The organism is Paenibacillus solisilvae, assembly GCF_042656405.1.
Lineage (GTDB): Bacteria > Bacillota > Bacilli > Paenibacillales > Paenibacillaceae > Paenibacillus_Z > Paenibacillus_Z solisilvae.
Map to the genome: position 1 here is coordinate 62,091 of NZ_JBHSOW010000130.1, position 16,727 is coordinate 78,817.

10 protein-coding genes are annotated in these 16,727 nt (G+C 56.5%); all 10 read right to left on the minus strand.

Annotated features, from left to right (window positions below; translation table 11 throughout):
• Positions 1 to 25: 25 nt before the first annotated feature.
• The 10 genes from ACFPYJ_RS31770 to ACFPYJ_RS31815 all read right to left on the minus strand — a co-directional run bounded on the left by ACFPYJ_RS31770 (position 26) and on the right by ACFPYJ_RS31815 (position 16,721).
• The gene (locus ACFPYJ_RS31770; RefSeq protein WP_379192365.1) at positions 26 to 1,576 is read right to left on the minus strand and encodes an alpha-L-rhamnosidase-related protein; all 1,551 of its coding nucleotides are present in this window, start codon (positions 1,574 to 1,576) and stop codon (positions 26 to 28) included.
• The gene (locus ACFPYJ_RS31775; protein ID WP_379192367.1) at positions 1,566 to 3,167 is read right to left on the minus strand and encodes a glycoside hydrolase family 28 protein; all 1,602 of its coding nucleotides are present in this window, start codon (positions 3,165 to 3,167) and stop codon (positions 1,566 to 1,568) included. The genes ACFPYJ_RS31770 and ACFPYJ_RS31775 overlap by 11 nt, the downstream gene beginning before the upstream one ends.
• Positions 3,164 to 4,258, minus strand: a complete 1,095-nt coding sequence (locus ACFPYJ_RS31780) for a sialidase family protein (RefSeq protein WP_379192370.1) — start codon at positions 4,256 to 4,258, stop codon at positions 3,164 to 3,166. The genes ACFPYJ_RS31775 and ACFPYJ_RS31780 overlap by 4 nt, the downstream gene beginning before the upstream one ends.
• A gap of 130 nt (positions 4,259 to 4,388) precedes the next feature.
• Complete coding sequence (locus tag ACFPYJ_RS31785) at positions 4,389 to 5,906, minus strand: hypothetical protein (RefSeq protein ID WP_379192372.1); 1,518 nt, start codon at positions 5,904 to 5,906, stop codon at positions 4,389 to 4,391.
• A 38-nt stretch (positions 5,907 to 5,944) separates the two neighbouring features.
• Positions 5,945 to 6,877 (minus strand): pectinesterase family protein, encoded by a 933-nt coding sequence (locus ACFPYJ_RS31790; RefSeq protein ID WP_379192374.1) that lies wholly within the window; start codon positions 6,875 to 6,877, stop codon positions 5,945 to 5,947.
• A gap of 32 nt (positions 6,878 to 6,909) precedes the next feature.
• Entirely contained in the window at positions 6,910 to 8,256 is a 1,347-nt protein-coding gene (locus tag ACFPYJ_RS31795; protein WP_379192376.1) for an alpha-L-fucosidase, read from the minus strand.
• A 1-nt stretch (position 8,257) separates the two neighbouring features.
• A complete protein-coding gene (gene dapA, locus ACFPYJ_RS31800; protein ID WP_379192377.1) occupies positions 8,258 to 9,187 on the minus strand; it encodes a 4-hydroxy-tetrahydrodipicolinate synthase in 930 nt (309 codons plus the stop codon).
• A 19-nt stretch (positions 9,188 to 9,206) separates the two neighbouring features.
• Positions 9,207 to 11,213, minus strand: coding sequence for an alpha/beta hydrolase family protein (locus tag ACFPYJ_RS31805; protein ID WP_379192378.1), 2,007 nt, complete (start codon positions 11,211 to 11,213; stop codon positions 9,207 to 9,209).
• Positions 11,213 to 14,326, minus strand: coding sequence for a glycoside hydrolase family 2 protein (locus tag ACFPYJ_RS31810; protein ID WP_379192380.1), 3,114 nt, complete (start codon positions 14,324 to 14,326; stop codon positions 11,213 to 11,215). Before ACFPYJ_RS31810 ends, ACFPYJ_RS31805 begins: the two co-directional genes overlap by 1 nt.
• A 34-nt stretch (positions 14,327 to 14,360) precedes the next feature.
• Positions 14,361 to 16,721 carry a glycoside hydrolase family 95 protein gene (locus ACFPYJ_RS31815; protein WP_379192382.1) on the minus strand — a complete coding sequence of 787 codons (2,361 nt, stop codon included), beginning with the start codon at positions 16,719 to 16,721 and terminating at the stop codon, positions 14,361 to 14,363.
• Positions 16,722 to 16,727 lie beyond the last annotated feature (6 nt).

Genomic DNA, 16,727 nt, shown 5'->3' on the forward strand with positions numbered 1-16,727 from the left:
CGCCGATATTCGGCGAATATTCCATTTATAAACGAATCTCGAATGCATATGTTCCAGAGCCTATTTCTACCTTAGTCTCAGCCCCCGGGAGCTGAACGGCAGCGGTCGTATTAATCGGAATGCGGACCTGCAGCCGGAAACGGCCGTCTTGAATTTCCCATGCGGACACGATCGTTCCGTACATGGACTCGTATTCGGCATACACGCGGGTCAAGCCGCCTCCGGGTCTCGGGGCAATCCGGATATGCTTGAAGCCAGGCTGCAGCAAGTCGGTATCAATGCCCGCCATATAGCGGTACAGCCACTCGCCGACTGCGCCGAACGCATAATGATTGAACGAATTCATCCGCTCTACCGGATGAAAGCCCCGCTCCTTCGACCAACCGTCCCAACGCTCCCACATCGTGGTCGCCCCGCTCTTGATCTGATGAAACCAGGACGGAAACGATTCCTGCATGAGCAAATCGTAGGCCGTGTCTATATAACCGTAATCGGACAATGCAGGAAGTAAATGCGGGATACCGAGAAAACCGGCCGTCACGTGATTGTCCGAAGCCTTCACCTCTTCGACAAGACGGCACGCAGCGAGCCTGGCCGCAGGTTCGGGCAGCAGCCCCATGGACAGTGTCAAGGCATAGGCCGTTTGCGTTCCGCCCTTCAGCCTTCCGCCTGGGTCTGCGAACTTGACGGCGAAGGCTTCTTTAATTCTTTGCGCCTGTTCCCGGAATTTGCTGGCATCTTCCTCCCGTCCAAGGACGCTTGCAATCCGGGCCATCAAACCGGTGCTGTGTGCGTAGAAAGCGTTCGAAATCAACTCCTTAGACGTATCGGCATGGATCGACAGCCAGTCGCCATAGTTGCCTGTCCGCGATTCCGGGATCATATCCCGCTCGCTGATGCCTTCCAGATAACCCATATAGGACACTAGTAAAGCAAGGCTCGTAAATTTCCGTACCTTCGCCTTTTGTGCGCCGGAGCCGAAATGGCTTGTTACTTCATAGGTTTGATACTGGATCCGCTTCTTATAATCGGTCCAGCCCGGAGCGAATTCATGATCGCTGACACGGCGGCCGCCGATAAACAGTCTGTATATGCCAAGAGCCGTTGCATGAACGATGGCGCGCTTGACCGGCTTGCGGATAACCAACGCTTTACGCAAATAGGCGACAGAACGGTAGTCATCGGAATGCGGCACATCCATGCCGATCCATTTCGCCTGCCAATCGGCTTGGTTCAGCGGTCCCATGGACCACGAGGACATCCGGCTCCATTCGGAGGGGACATCCCGCTTATCCCATACGCGCACTTTCCAATAATAATGCGCGCCGGATTCAAGAGGGCTTCCCGCATATTGAACGTGGATGGATTGGTCCGACTCGATTCGACCGCTGTCCCACATGTCCCCCTCATCGCGTTCCAGCTTGTTCGGGCACGTAGCGACAAGTAACCGGTAGGCGGTTTGCAGCTGCTCGCGTTCCTCCGCTTCGAGCCTCCAGCTAAGCCGGGGACGCCGGTTATCGAGTCCAAGCGGTGCATCCGCATATTCCGTCAGCAAGCGGCTAATGTTAAGCGTCATTGCTTCCAAGGACCTCTTCCGTAAGTATTCGAACTTGCGAGATGTCCGTTTCCGGCGCGCATTTCACTTCGTACACTTCCCCCGCGCTGCCGCGGATCACAATATCGGAAGTGCCCGCTCCGCCGGCCTCCATATACAATTGACCGGTATCTGGACGTTTCGTCCGTTCGATCCGGATTCCTGAGCATGCCTGCAGGGAGAAAAGCGGTCCTTGCGCCGGGGTGATGGAGACGTCAGTGAAGCAAACGTCCCGCACGTTTTCCAGCGAGATGCCTTTCTTTGCCTTGATGTTGACATGCCCGAAGCGGATGTTCTCGACCGGCATCTCCGGAAGCCCTTTCATTTCAATCGCTTGATGGGCGCTTGTGCATTGAATATGCTCGATCAGAAAATCGCGGAAAACGGGCGTCTTCTCCGATACCGTCTTAAAGGCCGGGTGATCGGGACCTTCGTGGCTGTAGAACATGCTGAACGTAATCGCATCCTTCGGAATGCCGGTCATCCGGATGTTGCGGATCCGGATTTTCTCCACAACGCCCCCGCGCCCTCTCGCGCTCTTGAAGCGAAGACCCGTATCGGTTCCGATGAACAAACAGTCCGATATGCTTACATTCCGCACGTCGCCGGACATTTCACTGCCGATAACGAAGCCGCCGTGACCGTGATAAACGACGCAATCACGGATGCTGATATCCTCGCACGGCACGCCAAGCTGTCGTCCGTCCGCATCCTTGCCCGATTTGATGCAGATGGCGTCGTCCCCCACATCGAACTGCGAATCCGATACTTCCACATAGCGGCAGGAATCCAGATCGAGCCCGTCGCCGTTTTGCGAGAACCATGGATTCTTCACTGTTATGTTCCGGATGGTCACATGCTCGCATAGCCATGGATGAAGGCACCAGCTGGGCGAGTTTTGAAAGATCGGCCCATCCAGCAGCACGCGCCTGCACCGGTCCAGCTGCAGCAGTGTCGGCCGCAAAAAGTCGCGCGCCTCCTCGAAGGCTTCCAGCTGCAGCACCCCTTCGGCAAGCAAACGTTTGACCGCCCCTGCCCCCTGTATAGCCCTCTCTGACGGCCACCACATCCGGCCGGACGGATCCGTCACTCCGCTGGAAGACGTTAACGCCTTCCACTGGTGTTCCGTCATCTTCATTCGTTTGACCGGCCGCCAGGCATCGCCGGAGCCGTCGAACACCCCTTTGCCTGTAATGGCGACATCGGTCAGGTCTTTCCCGTAGATGTTCGGCATACAGCGTACCGTTCGAATGCCTTCGTAGCTAGTATGAATGAGCGGATAATCGTCGAAATTCCGGCTGAACAGCACAAGGGCCCCCTGCTGCGCATGCAAATTGACGCCGCTCTGCAGCTGAATCGGTCCGGTAAGCCAGATGCCTGGAGGAATATGGACCGTTCCTCCTCCCTCAGAGGAGCAGGCTTCGATCGCCCGGTTAACCGCTTCGGTATTCATCGTTAAACCGTCGCCGATCGCACCGAAATCGACGATAGAATATGGCTTCTCCGGGAATGAAGGCGTTTCCAGCGGCTGATGTGTCTGCGGGCTTGGCCCGGATGCGGACAATCGGTTCAAGACAGTTCCCCCTTCTTATTGAGCAGCTCTATCCGGTAGAAAGCGATCCGCTCCCTTTTCCATGTATAAGTCACATACAGGACATTCCCCATAGCCACTACAGCCGGGTAAGAATATTGCTTCTCGCCCTGATCGAGCAGCAGCTCATGATGCCATGTCAGTCCGTTGTCTTTGGACAGCCGCAGGACAAGCGGAGTACGCGGACCTTTGGTGCTGCCCTCCTCCGGACGTACGGGATTGTAAACGAGAGCCAGCAAGCCGCCATCGGTCTTGACGAGATCGATCCCGCTGTTATTATTGGGAATATCCGTCGCATAGGCCGGACACCACGTATTTCCGCCGTCTTCAGAGTCGCTCCGGTAAACGGCTGCTTCCGTGCTTCTGGTCAGCATATGGACGCTGCCGGGAGCCGATTCCCACAAGGCGGGCTGAATGATCCCTTTCCCGAGCAGGACGCTGTGATCCAGCGGAACCGTTTCGCTGCGGGTCCACGTTTCTCCCCCGTCCTTGGACAGGTCCACGAAGGCGTCCCAACCTGGCTCCAAAGACGCCGGCGCTGCAATGGTGCCGTCCGACAGGACGACCGGTTTGTTTTTCACCGGGCCTCTTCCCCCGACATCCCCTTCAACAAGCTGTTTCGGGTTCGTCCAGGAATGGCCGCCATCCGAGGAGGACATCACCATCGTCGTCCATGCGGAAATGCGTTCACCGATTTTAAAATATAACAAGAGAATTCCATCTTCTCTGCGATACAGGACGGGATTCCAATGCGGCATGCCCTCCCGGTCCGCCAGCTTCAGCGGCTCCGTCCAGATGCCGTTTACTCTCCGGGACGCCCAGATCGCGACATCCCCCGCACCTTCTCGGGATCCGCCAAACCAAGCCGCAATAACTGTCTCGTCCGGCAGCACGACGAGCGTGGAAGCGTGACAGCTGCGGAATGGCCGCTCTTCTTCAAAAATGTATTCCTTCGTTACTTCACCATAAGTTATCATCGCTTCTGCTCCTTTGCCCGGCTTCTTGGAGTTCGCCGGGTTTCCCCCTCCGACACGCCTTGATTGCAGGGGATCGTCAAGTTTCTTCCGTTTCATATTCATTATAACGTGGGTAAAATAGCGGGTTTTAGGCGAAATCCGCTGTATCTATAGGGATATCCTGCACTGCTGCTGCGCATGAACGGGAAAAGCCGGCAGCTGTATGCGGCCGGCTACAATGACGGATCTAGGTTTGGAACACGCATGGAAGGTAATGGCCAGCATCCGATTGTGCTGCGGCCAGATGAAGAAGGGCGAGAGGTGCCGGATCATTGATCAGCACTCTGCCCTTTGTTTCAAAACGTCTCTTGTGATAACGGGAAGCCAGCAATCGATCCGCCACCTGGTCAGCAATACGGATATAAGCATCCCGGCCCGTCGCTTTGTACAGCTCAAGCATACCGAAAATGATGCGGTGATCGGCAGCCGCAAGACCAGAGCCCGGCAGCATATCGCCCGGCATCCCCCCGTCCGGTTCGCCGATATCTCCCAAACCAAGTCCAGAAGCGATATTCTTGGCCATCGTCCAAAGGAACGGATCTCCTGACAGCCGGTACCCCATGGCGTACATCCAGAAAAACTCTGCGCCAGCCGGAATTGCCTTGAAGACCGTTCCTTTTGGGCCGAAATACCCCTTCCTGTCCAGCGTCACACCTTCCAGGCTCCATCCGTCCGTAAGCATCGGGACGAAGCTGTTGTCTGCACTGCGGTAAGCCGCCCGTCCCCAAGCAGCCATTTCCTCGCATGACCACTGCCGGAATCGTCCGCCCTGCGCACCCAGTGCTTCCCCGATTGCAAGCTGGCACCGCTGAACGGCGGGACGCGGTTTAAACAGCGTACTCTCGTATACAGTGTGACCTTCCGGAATCAATGGGGCCAGCTGATATTGCGCCCGGTCGCCTCGGACTGCCGGACCGTCGCACCATGCCGAAGCCGATTGGCTGAATTGGTAGCCGCTGATTCCGACGCCGCTCCGGCGCGTCTCTACATATCGTTCCGCCAGACGCTCCGCCCAATCGAGCGGGGCGGCTTCGCCCGACAATTTCGCCAGCATCGCCGCTCCGTAATACAGGTCGCTGCCCGCGTTGACGAACGTAAGGCCGCTGCCCCAGAAAAAAACACCCTTTCCTTCGTAACCGTTTGCCCACAACGCTCCGTGCGGCGCATCGTATGGTCCGTGACGGTTGAAGTCCAGATTTGTCCAATCAATTATATGGGCATTCCATACCGCTTCGATATAGCGTTTCGTGCCGGCGCGATCGGCGGTCCACATCAGCTCGTAATCCGGATAATGGCATTTGAGCTCGTGCACAAGTGCTTTATCGGCGGCGAACGCCGCTTGCTGCTCTTCCAAATCGTAAGCGGTATGGCCGCCCCAGTAAACAAGACCGTTCCGGTCCGTCTGCTCCCTCAGCATATACCGGCAGACGTTTTCGGCTGTATCTCTATACCCGGATTGTCCGGTTATGGCAGTCAAAGCGGCAAGCGTCCGAAGCCAGTTTTGCTGGCTGGCCGGACTGGACAGCATTGCCGTTTTGTTGACATGATCATAATCGTGCCGTGCAGGCTCCCCGCTATCCGAATCCAGAGCATTGACAAACAACGGCGTCCTGCCGGTACGGTCTGCTGCGCGTTTGAGCAAATAATCCGCATGATCTGCAGCTGCCCTCACCAGTTCGCCCGAACGCCCCCTTGCTATCGACATGCGCTGCCTCCCTCTACTCTCCGACTCGTTTGTTTTGTTTACCTTTCCGTTATAAGGTGGCGGCCAAGAGACATCACCGGATCCCAGCCGTCGCTTCCCTGCAGCGCGGCGGACTTTATGCCTTCGGCTTCCTCTTTCCCAAGCCGCTTGGCCCATGGAGCCCGCCCTACCAGCCGCGCACCCGGACCTTTGCTGCCATACTCGGCAAACGAGGCGGTATTCTCCCGTTCCGGGTCGCGCCAATTGTCCCATCCCTCCGGCCGGATATGGCGTTCCATCCACGAATCGATGAACGCAACCTTGGCGTAAGGTTTCCACGGTCTTCCAAGACAGACGGTATGCTCCGGCGCGGCGCCGGTCAGTCTGCAGTTTAGAAACACGTAGCCGTAAAGCTGTTCCTTCGTCGTGGAAGCCGCCGTTATATAACCGTTATGCCTTCGGATGCTGTGCAGTTCGCACTGCTCGAACACGGCAGTCGCCGAACCGAATATAAAATCCACCGTGCCTTCGATGAAGCAGTTCTCGTAATACTGCCGTCCTTGCCCCGGCGTATACAACGTATCCTGATTTCCGCGAATGCACACATCGCGGAAGACGGCTCTGTCGCCGGAGACGGCAAGCGCGACCGCCTGTCCCTTGTACAAGCCCGCTTGATTGGAAAACGTGAGCCGTTCCGCGTGAAAATCGTCGGCGTATACGAACGTGCTCGCGGAATTATCATTGCCTATTTTTGCACCGTCTGCTCCGATCATGTTCGCGTAATCCGAAGAAACGAGCACGGTGCCCTCCCAGCTTTCGCCGATGAAACTGATCGCATTCCGGCTGACCGGAACGATAATTTTCTCTTCATAGATCCCTTTGCGGATTTCGATCACGGTCCGTTCATCCGAATGTTCCGGAGCCGCCATTACCGCCTCCTGCACGGTTTTGAAATCCCCGCCACCGCGCCAATCCACGACAATCTTCGCCAATCGGTTCATCTCCTTCCATTACAGCCATACGATTACGACTTCAAGAACAATTCGATGACCGGAACGGTCACGTCGGGTTTCTTCACCGGAATCGACAGCATGAGCGTCGATTCGTCCCGGCTCTCGCGGTACGCCCCGTCGATCATGCTGCTTTCCACGACACCTTCTTTGAATTTGATTTCGGAAGCATCGTTAAGCAGCTGGGCGTATTCCACCTTGCCGGCAAATCCCTTCAAATGAATGTTTTTGAACGGCCAGCTGTATACGTGCACGTACATCCGGTTCGTCGACGGATTGTAGGTCAAACGGCAGTCCTGCGGGCAATCGAATGTTCCGGGCGCTTCGGTGCAGCCGTAAATGGAACGGCTGTGGCGCTTCATCCATTTTCCGATGCTCTTCAGCCTGTCGATCGAACGCTCATCGATTTCTCCGCGGGCGTTCGGTCCGATGTTCAGCAGCAAATTGCCGCCTTTGCTGACTGCGTCAATCAGCATTTTGACCAGCGATTCCACGCTTTTCCAAGACTCCTCATCGCGGTAATAGCCCCAAGATCCGCTAAAGGTGTGACATGTTTCCCATACGACCTTCTTTCCGTTCAGCTTCACCCATTCCTTCGGCATATACTGCTCAGGCGTCGTGATGTCCCCGCCGGTTTGAAGCCGGTCGTTGAGCAAAATTTGCGGCTGCAGGGAACGGATCAGCCGAACGAGCTCCTCGCTGCCCCAATCCTCCTTGCCTTTGCCGGGAAGTCCGGCTTCTTCAGGGAACGAGAAGTCGTAAAACAGCAGATCGATGCTGCCAAACCGTGTCAGCAGCTCTTTCGTCTGCGCGTGCAGGTAGGCTCTATACTGCGCGAAATCCCGCCGCTTGCTCTCTTCGATAAACTGCTGATCGAAACGCAGCGGATGCTTCGGATCGACGGTATAATGAGGATGATGCCAATCGATCAGCGAATGGTAAAATCCGATTCGCATGTCCCGTTCGCGGAACGCATCGACCATCGGCGACAGCAGATCCCGCCCCGCCGGTGTATTCGTCGCTTTATATCCGGTATGGGCACTGTCCCATAAACAGAAGCCCTCGTGATGCTTGGTCGTCGCAACCATATATCTCATGCCCGCTTCCGAAGCGAGCTCCGCCCACATATGCGGGTCGTACAGATCGGGATCGAACCGTTTGAAATATTTGCTGTATTTCTCAAGGCCCATCCGTTCACGGGACTGCAGCCATTCATGCCTCGCTCCCATGGAATAGAGCCCCCAGTGGATAAACAAACCAAAGCGGTCTTGAGTAAACCAGGCGCTGTCGCCCGTCGTCTGCAAAACTTCCGGATCATGGTCCTTCATCGTCATCGTCATGGACTCTCCCGACTCCTTCATTTTAACTCCTCCTTCCGGCGGACTGATCGTTAAGCTCCCCGCGTATATAGCCGAGTTCCCGGTAATGGCGAAGCACGCGGTCCAGCTCTTCCGAGGCATCCGCAGGCAGCGGAGCGATCGGCGACCTGCACGGACCCGCTTCCAGGCCCATGCGGTTCAGCGCTTCCTTGAATACCGAAGGCAGCGTCGCCATCCGGTAAGCCTGCGACAACGGTTGAAGCTGGGATTGAGCCGCTTCGGCCGCTTCCATATCACCGCTTTGCCAGTGTGTGTAAATCGATACCATCAGCTCCGGCAGCACGTTGGCTGAGCCGCTGACGCCGCCTTTCCCGCCTGCCTGCAGCGTCTTCAGGAGCAGGGCGTCCGAGCCGGCCAACACGGCGAATTCCGGCCCTGCCGCCGATATATACTGCTCGATCAATTCGAAGCTGCCGCTGCTGTCCTTAATCGCGACAATATTCGGTATTTTCGCCAGCTCCGCGACCGTTCGGGGCTCAATTCTCACACCTGTACGATCGGGAAAATTGTACAGCACGATCGGCAGCGATACGGAAGCGGCAACGCTTCGGTAATGGCCGATCAGCTCGTTCTGGGTAAGAGGCAGGAAGTACGGCGTGATGACCGACAGTGCATCCGCGCCAAGCTCCTCCATTTTCTCGGACAGCTGTACGACTTCTTTTGTACTGATGCCGCCGGTACCCGCATAAATCGGAACTTTACCCTTCGCTTCCTCAACGGCGATTTCCATAATCCGAATTTTTTCCTCCGTTGTGAGAGAGAAAAATTCCCCGTTCGTTCCGAGGCAAAAGAGACCGTGTACCCCGGCGGTCAAATAGCGGCGGATGAAATTCCGAAGCACCCGCTCGTTAACTTCCTGCTTATCCGTAAAAGGGGTCATGAGTACAGGGATAACGCCTTGCAGCAGTGTCATGTAATCCTCTCCTTTCGATTCATTCCTTAAGTTGGCAGCTCTGCGGGTTCACATCCGGAATCGGCGGCCCGCTAAGCAGACGTCCCTCATCGGCAAGCCACCGATCCATATCCGGCAGGTCGAACAAACGCAGCATGCCGGGGATGATAAAACTGAGCGAATCCTCCGGATCATAATCCGGATTGCGGATCCACTCCGCCAGGCTGCGGAAAGGGCGGTCCATCCGGACGCCCCTGATCTGCGGATCGAGCAGCGCGGCCAATCCGGCGTAAACGGCATAGCGTCCGAAGCCATACAGCTCCATGTTCTCGCCGTCCAGATAAGCCGACCCTCTAACGACTTCCGCCGCACGAAGAACATCATAAACGCGCATGGCTGCCATGCTGTCGCCAAGCCACATTAATTCATCCGTATGCTTGTCGAGCACTCCGAACATCTTATAAGGATCGTCGCCCGGAACATCAAGATGCGGCAGTAGCGGCCCGACACCGGTCGGATTGAGCACCATCACCGTTCTGCCCGAATCGCATACCTCTCTTATCCATGCGGCATGCGGCTCGAGACTGTTTGTCCCCCGGTCCCAAATCGCAATCGTTACGGGCCGGCTGCGGTCAGCCACCTGTCCGCCTGCGAACAGCAGAGCATGATTAAGCATGCCTCGCTGACTCCACCAGACGATGCGGCTAACCTGTAACCCGTCCGCCTCCCCGGCGCCCGCATAGCGCGGATTCGGATCGGCCGGTTGTCGTCCCTCCTGTACGGCGGCCCGCAGCCAGTCCATAGACTGACTTCTGCGATTGCTTGCCGGCATGGACAGTCTGGCTGCCTCGAACTGCGCCAGCCGCTGCGCATTTTCGTCATAGACGGTTTTCGCCGACTCCAGCTCCCCGATAACCTGACCGCTGCGGGTACATAGCAGCTGCTCCGGCGGGAGCAGCTCGATCCGGTCATCCGGCATCACTGCGGAGGCGCCCAGCAGATGGGTGGAGAAAAAGCGGGCAGCCGCTCGGATCAGAGGTACGGTAAAACGGTGCGCGTTCTCGTCCTCGGCCAGCCCGAGCCGTTCGCCGTGCCCGAACAATTCCCAGAACCTGCGGTTTACGGCCACCGTATGCCGGGGTCCCTCGATCGGAACCGAATCATACGTCGTCGCAAGCACGAGAACGGGCCTGGGAGCCATGGAGAGCACGATATCTTCATGGTCGAAGCCGAGCGCCGAGAAGCCGGGCCATTTCTGCTCGGCGTCCTGCGTTTTGCCGGTAAGCAGAAAATAGGGCCGGTTCATGATGAAGCCGCCCGGGGCGGCCGCGGCAATGCGGGGGTCGTACATCATTACAAGCGATGTCTGCATGCCTCCCCCGGAATGGCCGGTTACCCCGATCCGGTCCGGATCGACCTCCGGCCGGGTGCATAAATAATCGATCGCCCGCACGGCGTCATGAAGCATATAGCGCGCCAGGCTGTCGCCGAGCGGCAGACACTGGCGGCCGACGTTCTCATGATCCCGCACGCCGGTCATACCAGCATGCTTCGTTTCCGGGTCATACCGGTTGAACCGCTCCCCCTGCCCGGTCGGATCGATGGACATAACGACAAGTCCCGAATGGACGAGGTAGTGGCAGGCGGTTTGGTATTCATCGCAGTGTTTCGCCTTCTCGCGGTGGCCGCAGAGCAGCAGCACCGCGCCCCGGGGCTCCCGAATCCCGTCCGGAATGTACACATTTGCAGTCACATAAACGGATGGCCTCGATTCGAAGATCACATTCTCCATTCGAAAGCCGTTTCCGCGGACTGTTCCGGTAATGCGCGGGTTTAGCGGCGTTCCCCTTTCGGGCATGCCGCCGACGCATCGCTCGATCCCTTCGCGAATAGCCCTTTGGCGTCGTTCCAAGTCCGCGATACTATGAATGCGTTCCCGTTCCCGCTCCCCTTCGAATGAGGCTTTCATGGCTCTTTCGTACGTCCATCTCGGCAGCATGCTTTTCACATCAAAACCCGAAATTTGCATATTTCCCCATTTATTCATCAAAGACGATTCAACTCCTCGCAGCCATCATTGACCGCTGCCGCTGCTGCGGCGCCATCCCTGTGCGGGGAGGGATGATTAAACAGAGCGTGCAGAAATTTGTCCAGTGTCGGATTATGGCCGGCCCACCCGTTCAGAGGCAGTCCGACGAAGGTGACGATGCCGTCTCCGAAACGTTTGGTGGCGACGACAGGAAGCGTTCCTTTCTCCTTTAAAGAGCGCTTGTAATAATAACTGAAAACTAGCGGCTCAAGCCCTTCGCCTTCCAGATGATAATCGGCAATCCCTTCGATCCGGTCCTTAGCGGCGTCATAGAAGTAGGAGAAATCGTCTTCCTGCAGCCATTCCAGCCCGGGCGCGCCGGATTGAACCGCCAAAACATATCTGCTTTTCATTTTGACTGTCTTGACCAAAGTTCCAGCGATGTCCCACATATCCGGTTCTCCGTCGTTTCCCCGGAGGAGGACAACCGCAGCTCCTTGCTTCACCCGCTCCAATATGAGCGTTTTATGGGCCTCGAACAGCGTGCCGGAGGAAACGACAAGAGGTCCGCAGCTGCCGGTCCAGCGCTCCGAGTCAAACGGTTCTGTCAACAGATGAAGACAGGTGCAAAGCCGCTCTGCCTCGTCTCCGAGACAAGTGACCAAAGGCACTGCCCCGTCTTCTGGTGAAGCGATAGCAGCGAACGCTTCGAATGTGAACCGTTCCCGGTTCAAAATTTCCCCCCGCTCGTTCAGAAGACTTGCATCTACGTACAGCTTCCCCCTGCCTGCTGCCGGCTCCGGCACGTCGATCCGGATCGTACCCGCATATTGCGATGACGTATGCGGAACGCCGCAGGCCGGCAATTCATAATGACCGTAATCGCGGACATCATCCCTCAGGGTCGCTATTATGCGGCATCCGTCCAGCGTTTGCGCCGAATCGTTCAGCAGCCAGGCTTCCACCTCAAGCTGTTTACCCTCGTATACTTTCCATCTGTCGCTCCGCAAATGAACGCGAACCGGCTCCAGACAGGATTGATAAACGAAATAGGCGGGCTTGGGTAACCGGTCCACGCCGACGAGCGCCTTCATCCAGCCGGCCGGCCAGGCGTCGATCAGCAGATGGATAGCGGTGGAAACGATATAATCGGCTCTTCTTCTCCATGCATCGGTCATCCATTTTGTCGCCAGGCTTTGATGCTTCTGGCTGACGCGGATCCACTCCGTGATCGTTTGCTGCTCCGCGAACCAATCGCCGTGCAGCGTGTAGGTCTGCGCTTTGACAATATCACCCGGCGACCACGGCTCATGCAAGCCAGTCGGAAGCCATTCCGGCGGGTAACGCTTCATCATGACTTCGAGATTGTCCAGCCCTTCGGTCCCGTATTCGCCGCATCCCGCCTTCCACCCCTCTTTAATCGGAGGCAGGAAGCCTTTGTGCATTTTTCCGACGGTCATCATGTTGTCGGTGTACCACATGTTATAGCAATGAATATCCGGAAGCCCCTCGCGAGTCGGCGGATTGTAATCCCCGTCAGTGTTTTTCACGACGCGGTCCGGGTTTTCAATATAAATCGCCTGTCTGGCTGCGACGAAGAACGCTTCCAACTCGTCCCGGTGCAGGAAGCGGTGTCCTTTCTTTCTTTTCTCCGTCCGCGAAGGTTCATTAATGAGCGATACCATAATGGAGGACGGATGGCTGCGGATCAGCCGTTCCATCTCCGCCGTCTGCCGGACCGCTTCGCAAAATTGGTTGCGGCGGATAAATCCGAATGCCGGCAAATCGCACTGGTGCATCATTCCGAGCATGTCGAAATAGTCGTAAATTTCTTCCTGGACCGGCCGCTGTGTAATCCGGTAAAAGTTCATGTTCGCCATTTTGGCGATGAGAATATCGTCAATTAATTGCTCGGTATTATTTTGCATGACACACTGCTGCAAATGCCCCATCTCGTTCGCGCCTCGCAGTATGATCGGACGGTTGTTAAAATACAGCGTTCCTTTGGGCACTGTCTGCTCGTCCTGATGAAACTTCCGCATGCCGAAATGTCGGTCCCGGCAGTCCGGACATTTGCCGCCGGCCTCGAGACGGACCCTGGCCAAATACAGGAAAGGCGACTCCGACTCCCACAGCTTGAAGGACGGGAGCTCCATCCGGTACCGGAAATAATTTAATCCCGGTCCTGCGTACGCCGCCGAGAAACGGAAAGGGCCGTAAGCGTCCCCGTTGAAGTTTTTCGGCATGATGTCGATTGTAAGCTCCGCATTCTCGATCAGCTTATCCGTCGTATTTACCGCATCAATCCATATTTCCACACAACCCCCGTCAATATCGGGCCTGACGAATAGATCATGAATGTAGAGCGGGGGCCGCTCTTCCAGATAGACGGCGCCATAAATACCAGCTCCTGGCGGGCAGTGGTGCCAGCCGCTTTCCGGATCGTCCCAACCCGGACCGGTCGCCGCATAAATTTTGTCTCCATCGAGCAGGGAGCCGCCTACACCCATCATGGGATAGTCGTTCTGCACCTCGACGATGAGCGTATTGTCCGCCTGAAGCAGTTCCGTCACGTCGAAATCGAAAGGCGCGAAGAATCCTTCGTGACTGCCCAGGCATTTACCGTTTAAATAAACGGAAGCTTTATAATCGATGCCGTTAAATTGGATAAAGACGCGGCTGCCGGAACCGTTCGGGCAGTATTCGAATTCGGTTCGATAATAACCGGTCCATCTGCCCTCTTCATCGGTCGGTCCCCGAAAATCTGGAATCGTTACCTTCTCCCACTCGCCGCTTCCTTCCAGTACACGCTGGAACCGGTTGTCTTCCTCCGCCTTGTAACGGAACATGAATTCGGTCAAATTTTGTTTGCTGCGTCTAATGCCGGGATCCGGCGCCAGGTTTCGCAGAAAAGGGGCATAACGGCTGCGAAGTTCCTGCAGCTGCTCGTGAAAGCGGGACAAGCTTTCTTCATAGGATGCTTCCTTCGGCTTATCCGCCTGTTCCTTCCCCGCCCTAAAATAAACGGTCTCATGCGCTATCGGCGGAATTTCGTAAATGGAATGATCGTAAGCCGGGTGTTCGCGGAAAGCGATTTCGGCGAACTGGTCATGTTGGTGATGCTGGTCCAACCTCTCGTCCTCCTTTTTCTGGTGTTTCGCATCTTCAGCTGCCCAAAAGCGTTTGCACGGCGCGGCCGATACGTTCCGGCTCAAGGAAATACGTTTTTCCCGCGACGGCTTCGAATTCCATAACCGGCCCGTCCTCACGGCTTGCGACGGTCAGACCGTCCGCGGCAATATGAAACGGTTTATGGGGACGCTCGCATACGATCCGGCACAGCCCGTTTCTTGAAACTTGAATGCGGCAGCCGATCAGCTCGCCTTCCGCCCATTCGAGATCAACGGTATATCCGCCGCGCGCCCGCAGCCCCTGAACGCTGCCCTGCTTCCACGCATCAGGCAGCGCCGGCAGCAAATTCAATTCCCCGCGGTGCGACTGCAGCAGCATTTCAGCAATTCCTGCCGCCCCGCCGAAATTCCCGTCAATTTGAAACGGGGGGTGGTTGTCGAATAAATTCGGAAGCGTCGAATCGGACAGAAGCAGCTTTACGCTCTCGTACGCCTTCTCCGGTTCTGAAAGCCGCGCCCAGAAATTGATAACCCATGCCAGGCTCCAGCCGGTATGCGCCGCGCCTTTATCGATACGGCGCTCAAGCGCGCGGCGCGCCGCCTCAGCCAGCTCAGGCGTTTCCCGGACATGAATGATTTCGCCCGGATATAAAGCGAACAGATGGGAGATGTGTCGATGACCGGCCTTCGCTTCATCCCAATCCTCCAGCCACTCCTGGAGTTGCCCGTGTTTCCCGATCTGCGGCAGCGGCAGCCTGCTGCGAACATCCTCCCATTGACGGCACAGCTCCTTATCCGTCGGGACCTGCTTCGCCGCTTCCAGACATGCGCTCAGCAGTGTATAGATGATTTGCGTATCCATGGAAGGACTCATACAGAGGGACCCGACCGCACCGTTGGAACGGATAAACCGGTTTTCGGGCGACGTGGATGGGCCGGTCAACAATCGGCCGTTCTCATCCTCGGTCAAATAGTCCAGAAAAAACGCCGCCGCCTCGCGCATGACCGGAAACGCCCGTTCGCGCAAGAATGTCTCATCCATCCCGAAGCGGTAATGCTCCCACAAATGCAGCGACAACCAAGCTCCTCCCATCGGCCAGACCGACCCCGGGATGAAGTTTCCTTCGATTTGGGTCGAACCCCACATATCCGTATTGTGATGAGCGACGAAACCTCTGCAGCCATACACCTTCGAGGCTGTTTTTCTGCCGTTAACCCGCATACGCTCGATCAAATCGAATAAGGGCTCATGGCATTCGGCCAAGTTGCTCACCTCGGCAGGCCAATAATTCATCTCCGTATTTATGTTTAACGTATATTTCGATTCCCAGGAGGGAGTATAGCTCTCATTCCAAATCCCCTGCAAATTCGCGGGGTTGCATCCGGGTCTGGAGCTTGACATCAATAGATAACGGCCGAACTGGAAATACAGGGCCGCTAGCGAAGGATCCGCTTTTCCGTCTTTGAAGCGCTCCAGACGTACGTTCGTCGGAACGGACTGTGCCCGGACGGCTTCCTGCTCGGTGCCAAGCTGAACCCGGACGCGGCTGAACTTGGACGTATGCTCGCTAACATGGTCCTCCCTTACCTTCTTGAAGCCTTTGCGGGCTGCCTCTTCCGTCTGCCGGATACATTCCGCCTGCGGATTGTCATGGCGAAACGTCGTGGCGGCGGAAAGGTACAGGGTGACTTCATCGGCGTGGCGAACGAGCAGGAAATCACCGATCGTTTGGACCGAGCCTCTCTCGGATACCGCTTTGAGCGCTGTACAAAACGTTATACCGTCCTTCCCGCACTCTCCGTTCATCAATAAAGTATCGCCGGAAAGAGTCTCGGCTCCGGTGTCGAAAGGACGCCTGCTTAATTGAAGCCGAAGGTTTAGTTCCCCTGGCACTTCGCTCGTAATCCGAATGGCGATGACTTGATCCACCGCGCTGCTGAGCATTTCCCGCTCGTAACGGATGCCGTTTAGACGGTATTTGACGCGGGCGATTCCGTGCTCGATATCAAGATCCCGATAATAATCCGCGATCATGCCTTTCTCCCCGTTATGGTAAAGGTTCAAATCCCCCAGCGGTTGATACGGATTGAGCGATTTCGGAATCGACATCATCGCCATCTGCGCCAGCTCTTCCGCTTCCTGCTGCCGGCCTTCCATAAGCAGCCGGCGTACCTCCGGCAGATACCGCTTCGCTTCAGGGTTGTCGCCGTTCTTCACGCTGCCGTACCACACGGAGTCTTCGTTCAGCTGCAGCCGTTCCGCGTACACCTTCCCGAATATCATGGCCCCAAGGCGTCCGTTCCCGATCGGAAGCGATTCCTCCCATATTTTGGCAGGTTTGTCGTACCAGATCTTATTCGCCGAATTTTTTGCGGCTTCTCTTGTTTTGTCCAAGGCCGT